At 67.2% G+C, this 7003-nt stretch carries 8 protein-coding genes and 2 pseudogenes; 7 read left to right on the top strand and 3 right to left on the bottom strand.

The annotated features are described in order from the left end of the window. Window positions 1–122 precede the first annotated feature (122 nt). Entirely contained in the window at window positions 123–680 is a 558-nt protein-coding gene (locus VSO01S_RS25465) for a type VI secretion system tube protein Hcp (protein ID WP_068645563.1), read from the top strand. Window positions 681–695: 15 nt separating this feature from the next. On the opposite strand, the gene VSO01S_RS25460 is transcribed toward VSO01S_RS25465, so the two are convergent. Together VSO01S_RS25460 and VSO01S_RS25455 are read right to left on the bottom strand one after the other, a co-directional pair. Beyond that, window positions 696–1079 carry a hypothetical protein gene (locus VSO01S_RS25460; protein ID WP_068645562.1) on the bottom strand — a complete coding sequence of 128 codons (384 nt, stop codon included), beginning with the start codon at window positions 1077–1079 and terminating at the stop codon, window positions 696–698. Beyond that, on the bottom strand, window positions 1076–1372 hold the full coding sequence (locus VSO01S_RS25455) for a type II toxin-antitoxin system Phd/YefM family antitoxin (RefSeq protein WP_068645561.1): 297 nt from the start codon (window positions 1370–1372) through the stop codon (window positions 1076–1078). Before VSO01S_RS25455 ends, VSO01S_RS25460 begins: the two co-directional genes overlap by 4 nt. A gap of 110 nt (window positions 1373–1482) precedes the next feature. Here VSO01S_RS25455 and VSO01S_RS25450 point away from each other — a divergent pair. After that, window positions 1483–1959 (top strand): annotated as a pseudogene (locus VSO01S_RS25450) (flavin reductase family protein); the annotation flags it as partial. A 40-nt stretch (window positions 1960–1999) separates the two neighbouring features. Here VSO01S_RS25450 and VSO01S_RS25445 read toward each other — a convergent pair. After that, the gene (locus tag VSO01S_RS25445) at window positions 2000–2365 is read right to left on the bottom strand and encodes a winged helix-turn-helix transcriptional regulator (RefSeq protein ID WP_068645559.1); all 366 of its coding nucleotides are present in this window, start codon (window positions 2363–2365) and stop codon (window positions 2000–2002) included. 116 nt (window positions 2366–2481) lie between these two features. Between VSO01S_RS25445 and VSO01S_RS25440 the strand changes: the two genes are divergently transcribed. From VSO01S_RS25440 to VSO01S_RS25420, 5 genes and pseudogenes are all read left to right on the top strand, one after another. Beyond that, window positions 2482–3414, top strand: a complete 933-nt coding sequence (locus VSO01S_RS25440; RefSeq protein ID WP_084242119.1) for an NAD(P)-dependent oxidoreductase — start codon at window positions 2482–2484, stop codon at window positions 3412–3414. Between the two features lie 136 nt (window positions 3415–3550). Next, window positions 3551–4414 carry a type VI secretion system accessory protein TagJ gene (locus VSO01S_RS25435; RefSeq protein ID WP_068645558.1) on the top strand — a complete coding sequence of 288 codons (864 nt, stop codon included), beginning with the start codon at window positions 3551–3553 and terminating at the stop codon, window positions 4412–4414. Continuing rightward, window positions 4407–4913, top strand: coding sequence for a type VI secretion system baseplate subunit TssE (gene tssE / locus VSO01S_RS25430; protein ID WP_068645557.1), 507 nt, complete (start codon window positions 4407–4409; stop codon window positions 4911–4913). Before VSO01S_RS25435 ends, tssE begins: the two co-directional genes overlap by 8 nt. Window positions 4914–4916: 3 nt before the next feature. After that, window positions 4917–6818, top strand: coding sequence for a type VI secretion system baseplate subunit TssF (tssF, locus tag VSO01S_RS25425; RefSeq protein ID WP_068645556.1), 1902 nt, complete (start codon window positions 4917–4919; stop codon window positions 6816–6818). Further along, window positions 6794–7003 (top strand): annotated as a pseudogene (locus VSO01S_RS25420) (hypothetical protein); the annotation flags it as partial. The gene tssF and the pseudogene VSO01S_RS25420, both read left to right, overlap by 25 nt.

Here is a 7003-nt window from a genome sequence, read left to right as displayed (position 1 = left end):
CTGGCCGACGTGCGCGTGCGCGGCGCGCTGCAGCCGCCGCAGCAGCGGCAGGTCTACAGCGCGCTGGTGGCCTGGCCCGGCGGCAGATGAACAACCGAGCAACCGTAGTAGGAGCAGTGGACATGAGCTGGAGACTGGACGGAACCCTGGACCCCGACGAGGCGCTGCGCCTGCTCGACCACATGTCGGGCGAATCGAGCAACGACTTCCTGATGCTGATCGAGAGCAAGGGCAACGCGGTGGAGGGCGAATCCAAGCGCGGCTTCGAGGACGGCAAGCAGCGCATGCAGATCGCGGGCTACTCGTACCTGGCCGAGGTGCAGACGCCGCCGGGCGCAAGCAAGGGGCAGGTGCGCCTGAGCTCGCTGATCGTGGTGCGCGAGTGCGATGCGGCCACGGCATCGATCGCCAGCCTGCTGAAGAACCAGGAGAACGACCTGAAGGTGCAGGTGTCGGTGTTCAAGGCCGGCGGCGACAGCTCGAAGGACCAGCAGCCTACGCTGGAGCTGGTGCTGGAGGGCGCGCGCATCACCACCCACTGCATGCTCACCGGCGGCACCCCGCGCCGGCCCTGCGAGATCATCTACTTCATGCCGCGCAAGCTGGAGCTGAAGTCGGCGCCGCAGCAGCAAAGCGGGTTGCGGGGGGCGGTGCGGACTTGTGCGTTGACCAATACGTAGATCAGCGGGAACTGCCTACGACGTCATTCGGTAGGCAAGCTGGCGTTCGTGACGCAAAGAAAGCAGCACAACCTCTTGTTGCGAATGGGCATACAGCACGACATGGCGGGCCAGGACAAGTTCGCGCAACTCGGGCATACCCAGCTCCTCTGCAAGCTGCATCGCAGTCTCTGCCTGAAACCTGCCCCAGCCTGATCTGGCATCGAGAAATCGGGCTGGCCGGCCACTCGAGGGCGAAAAGGACAGCAGTGACCGAGCCTTGGCCAACTCGGCTTGCAGCCTCGCGAAGCGTGACCGAGCGGTCGCCTGATCCTGCTCTTCCATGAAGCGACGGGCCGAGTGCAGACAGTCCAGGAAGTTGGGGACTGCCCGGACGCGCGCATTCACCGGGATGCTCATCGCGTGTTGTTCTTGGCGCCCAGTGCCTGGTCTAGTTCCTCGTCAGAGACGAATCGGCCGGCCAGGGCTTCCTTCAAGCCCGTGATCGCGTCTTCGGCCAGTACCAGGTTGACGTGCTCCGCCTCCAGTGCGTGGTAGTAGTCCAGGCGGCGTGCGTCAACCAGGGCGACATAACTGGCGCCATTCTTGGTCAACACCTTTTCCGAGCCCTTGCCCACCACGTCCTCCGCGAGTTCGGTCAGTCTTGCCCGCGCCTCGCTGATGGGAACGATGTCCGACGTTTGCAAGCTCATTTGCATGTATCCATTAATGTCCAGGTTAATCTCAGTGTAGCGAGCCGGTACTCGGCCTGCAAACCGCAATCTTGGTAAACCCCTTTAGTCTGCAATATCAGCCGAGCCACTCCGCCGCGTGGTCGATGCCGGTGGAGTTCACGCCGCCGCGCATTGCCATCGTCATCGACAAGAAGACCTTCACGCGCGAGCTGGTGAAGGACAGCGGCGCCTTCGGCATCTGCATTCCCGGTGCGGCGCTGGTTGATCTGACCTATGCCGTGGGCTCCGGCACGGGCCGCGAGGGCGACAAGTTCGCGCACTACCGCATCGATGCCGCGGCCGGCCCGGTGCTGGGCCTGCCGGTGCTGGAGGCCGGTTGCGCCGCCTGGATGGAATGCCGCTGGATTCCCGAGGCGCACACCGAGGACGCCTACGACACCTGCTTCGGCGAAGTGGTGTCGGCCGCGGCGGACGAGCGCGTGTTCCAGCGTGGGCGCTGGTCCTTCCGCGACGACAACCGCGCGCTGCAGACCATCCACCATCTGGGCGCAGGCAACTTCGTGCATGCGGGGCAGGTGATCCAGGCCGGGCCGCTGGCTGCCTAGCGCGGGCCGCGTGCCCGGGCCGGGCGCGCGCAGTTGCGTATCAAGCCTTCTTCTTCTTGTTCGACGACGACGCCGCCGATCCGGCAGCGGTACGCGAGCGTTGATACGCCTCGCCCCAGTCTGCAAGCGGGCCCATGGCCTTGTTCAGGCTCTTGCCGAGCGCGGTGACGCTGTATTCGACCCGGGGCGGCACCTCGTGAAACACGTGCCGGTCGACGAGGCCGTCCGCCTCGAGCTCTCGCAGCTGCTGAATGAGCATCTTCTCGCTCACGCCGGGAATGAGGCGGCGAAGCTCGCCAAAGCGCCTGGGAGCGTCGTGGATCTCCCAGAGGATGACGGCTTTCCACTTTCCCCCGATCACTTCGAAGGCGGGGCCGACCCCGCAGTTGATGGGTCGCTTGGTCATGCGTCTCTCTTCATTACTTACCAATTGGTGGATACCTGACATTATTGTAGGTACTTGACCGTTGGAGAGCTGAGTTTCACGATGAGGCCCTTCCTCAACAACTGGTACTTCTGCTCATGAACTCAGTCACTGTTCTCGGCCTCGGCTCCATGGGTTTCACGATTGCCCGCCTGTTCCTGCAGCGCGGGCGCCGCGTCACGGTCTGGAATCGCAGCGCCGCAAAGGCGGACGCGCTCGTCGCGTCGGGTGCGACCCTGGCTGCGACCGCGGCGGATGCGGTGCGTTCCAGCGACCTGATCGTGATGTGCGTGTACGACTACACCGCTGCGAATGACATCCTTCGAATGCCCGGCGTCGCGCAGGCGCTGGCCGGAAAAGTCCTGGTCCAGTGGACGACCGGCAGCCCGCAGGAAGCCCGGGACGCACTGGCCTGGGCAAGCAGGCAGGGCGCCGGCTATCTCGACGGCGCGATCCAGGCCGCGCCGAGCCAGATGGGACAGGCCGATACGCCGGTGCTGCTGTCGGGCGACCCGGCGGTCTATGCCTCGGTGCAGGAGACGCTGAAGGACCTGGCCGGCAATATCGCGTTTCTCGGCAAGAAGATCGAAGCGGCGGCAACCATGGACCTGGCGACACTTTCGTACGTGTACGGCGCCACGGCCGGCTTCATTCACGGCGCGCTGATCGCCGAAACACAGGGGCTCGACGTCGGCGTGTTCGGAAAGCTGGTGGCCGACATCTCGCCGACCTTCGGCAGCTTCTTCAAGCATGAGGGCGCGGTCATCCAGAGCGGAGATTTCACCATTTCCGAAAGCCCGATGCGCATCTCGATCGAGGCGACGCGGCGCATTCTGCAAAGCTCGCAGGCCTCCGGGATCAACGCCGAGATTCCGGCGTTTCTCGACGGCCTGTTCCAGCGTGCGGAGAAGGCGGGCCTGGCGGACCAGGAGCTTGCGGCGCTGATCAAGGTTGTGCGAAGCAGGCCGGACGCCGCCGGGCGCCGCCCGGTACGGGACGGTGCCGCAGGGGTAATCGCAGCAACTGCCTGAGGCCATTGGCCATCGCGTCCACGCCAGCAGGGCCGATTGGATGCTGCGCGGCATACGCCGGTCGGTAGATGCGCCACGAGGGCCAGCGGACTAAGCTGCTGCGGCCCTTGCACCGCTTCCTCCCGAAAGGCTCGCGATGACCCGCTCCGCAGAACTTCTACAGGCGGCCGATCCGGCCGGCGCGCTCAAGGCGCTCACCGACGAGATCAAGGCCAGGCCGGCCGACAGCAAGCTGCGCGTGTTCATGGCGCAGCTGCTGTGCGTGCTTGGCCAGTGGGAGCGGGCGCTCAACCAGCTCACGGTGGCCGCGGAGCTCGATGCGCTGGCCATTCCGATGAAGCAGGTGTATGGCGAGGCCATCCGCTGCGAAGGGCTGCGCGCCGAAGTGTTTGCCGGCAAGCGCACGCCGATGATCTTCGGCCAGCCGGGCGAGTGGCTGGCGCTGCTGCTCGAGTCGCTGCTGCGCCAGGGCGCGGGCGACGACGCGATGGCCGAGGACCTGCGTGCGCGTGCCTTCGACGCCGCGCCGGCCACGCCCGGCACGCTGGACGGCAAGCCCTTCGACTGGCTCGCCGACGCCGACATGCGCATTGGCCCGGTGCTCGAGGCCTTCGTCAATGGCCGCTACTACTGGGTGCCCTTCGAACGGCTGGCGCAGATCAAGTTCGAGGAGCCCGAGGACCTGCGCGATTGCGTGTGGCTGCCCGCACACTTGCAGTTCGAGAACGGTGGCGAAACCCTGGCGCTGGTGCCCACGCGCTACCCGGGGAGCGAAGCCTGCGAGGACGGCGCGCTGCGCCTGGCGCGCAAGACCGAATGGCGCGAGCTGCGGCCCGAGGTGTGGGCCGGCTGGGGCCAGCGCATGTGGAGCAGCAATATCGAGGAAGCGGGCGGGGAGCACGCGATGCTGGACGTGCGCGAGATCGACTTCGAGCAGCAGCAAGCCGACATCGAGGCCGGCGCTGCAGCGACCGGCGGCACGGGAGACAACGGTGGCTGAACTCAGCGCGCAGGAGCGGCTGCAGCCATCGTTGCTCGATCGCCTGACCGATTTCGCACCGAGCGAAAAGCGCGAGAGCGACGATCAGCGCGTGCTCACGCGGCAGGCGCTGCGGCAGGCCGTGTTGCGCGACCTGAGCTGGCTCTTCAATGCGACGGCGCTCGGCCCCGCGGAGATCGACGAGCACCGCCATCCGCATGCGGCGCGCTCGGTCCTGAACTACGGATTGCCTATGCTGTCCGGCCAGTTCACCTCGTCGGTGCAGCGTGTCAGCATGGAACAGGCTTTGAAGAACGCGATCGTGCAGTTCGAGCCGCGCATCCTGCCTCGCACCCTCGAAGTTGAACTCGTCATGGAAGGCTCGGCTCTTGAATCGCACAACCGCATCGGCCTCGTGATCCGCGGCATGCTGTGGGCCCAGCCGGTGCCGCTCGAGTTCCTGATGCGCAGCCGCATCGACCTCGAAGAGGGACGGATCGAAGTTGAAGAAGGGTCTTGAGCCGTGGACCCGCGCCTGCTGAATCTGTATGAACAGGAGCTTCGCTACTTCCGCGAAAGCAGCGTGGAGTTCGCGCAGGCCTTTCCGAAGATCGCGCAGCGCCTGGGCCTGGATGGCCCCGAGGTGGCCGACCCGTATGTGGAGCGGCTGATCGAGGCCACCGCCTTCCTCTCGGCCCGCGTGGGCCTCAAGCTCGACGCCGAATACCCGCGCTTCACCGGCCACCTGCTGGACATCGTCTATCCGCATTTCCTGGCACCCACGCCCTCGATGACGGTGGTGCAGATGGGCGTGGACCCCGACGACGACGGGTTGGCCAACGGCCCCGCCATGCCGCGCGGCAGCGGCCTGCGTGCGCGCCATGCGGTGGGGCAGAACACGCATTGCGAGTTCCGCACCTCGCGCGCGCTGCGCCTGTGGCCGCTGCAGGTCCGGCGCGCGCAGTACTTCACCTACGCGCCGGACCTGCCGCTGAACCAGCACCCGCAAGCGCGCGACATCCGCGGCGGCCTGCGCATTGCGCTGCATGTGGGTGCGGGGCTCAACTTCAGCCAGCTGCCGATGGATGAACTGGTGCTGCACCTGGGCGGCGCCGACGACGTGGCCTGGCAGCTCTACGAATGCCTGCTGGCCAAGCCCGTGGGCGTGCTGGTGCAGCCGCTGGGCGCCAATGGCCAACCCACGGCAGGCGGTGCAGGCGCAGTCAGGCAACTGCCGGCCGACAGCGTGCAGCCCTTGGGATTCGAGGATGACGAGGCGCTGCTGCCCGTGACCGCCACCGGCTTCTCGGGCCACCGGCTGGTGCAGGAGTACTTTGCCTTTGCGCAGCGCTTCCAGTTCGTGCGCATCAACGATCTGCAGAAGGTGCTGGCCACGATGAACGTGCCGGACGTGGAGATCGTGGTGCTGTTCTCGCGCGGCGATGCGGCGCTCGAAAAACTGGTGAGCGCCGACAACGTGCAGCTGCATTGCGTGCCGGCCATCAACCTGTTTTCCAAGCGGCTGGACCGCGTGGCGGTGAGCGAGGGCGCGAGCCAGTTCCACCTGCTGGCCGACCGAACGCGGCCGCAGGACTTCGAGGTGCACACCGTCACCGAGGTCGTCGGCCACGGCAGCCCGGGCGAGAGCGATGTGTCGGAGCAGGTGTTTTTGCCTTTCTACGCCGCCTTCCACGGCAGCCGCCACGGGCACCCGGCCTACTACACGACCAGCCGCGAGCCGCGCATGCAGTCGCAGCGGCAGAAGACCGAAGGGCACCGCAGCAGCCACATCGGCTCGGAGCTGTACATGCAGATCGTCGACCCGCGCGAGGCGCCGTATCCGGCCTCGCTGCGGCAGCTGGCGGTGACCGCGCTGGTGACCAACCGCGACCTGCCGCTGCTGCTGCCGACGGGCCAGGGCAATGATTTCGACTGCATCGATTCGGCCCCGGTGCAGAAGGTGCGCATGGTGCGCGGGCCGTCGCGGCCGGTGTCGCCGGTGGTGAGCCAGGGGCTGGGCTGGCGGGTGGTGGACCACCTCGCGCTCAACTACCTCTCGCTGGCCGACAGCGGTGCGCAGCAGGGCGCGGCCGCCCTGCGCGAGATGCTCACGCTCTATGCCATGCACGGCGACGAGGTGCGCCAGGCGCAGGTGCGTGGCCTGCTGTCGGTGGGCAGCAAGCCCGTCACGCGGCGCCTGCCGCTGCCCGGGCCCATCGCCTTCGGCCGCGGATTGGAGGTGACGCTGGAGCTCGAGCGCACCGCCTTCCACGGCCACAGCGCGTTCCTGTTCGGGGCGGTGCTGGCGCGCTACCTGGCGCGGCATGTGGAAGTGAACCACTTTGTCGAGACCGTGCTCACCATCGCCGGGCGCGGCGAAGTCATGCGCTGGAGGCCGCTGTGCGGGACACGCCCGATCCTGTAGCCGTGCAGCAGGCGATGCAGGACGCCGCTTCGCCCGTGCCAGCGCCCGCTGCCGCGGCGGCCGGCCCGCGCGAGCGGGTGGCGGCCTACCTGCGCGAGCGCGAGGCCTCGCCCTGGGCCTTCGACTACTTCGCGCTCATGCGAAGGCTGGAGGCGCTGGCCCAGCCCGCGCCGCGCTGGGGCCAT

This window comes from Variovorax soli NBRC 106424 (assembly GCF_001591385.1).
GTDB classification, from domain to species: Bacteria; Pseudomonadota; Gammaproteobacteria; order Burkholderiales; family Burkholderiaceae_C; genus Variovorax; species Variovorax soli.
This window is presented reverse-complemented; position numbering and strand designations above follow the sequence as displayed.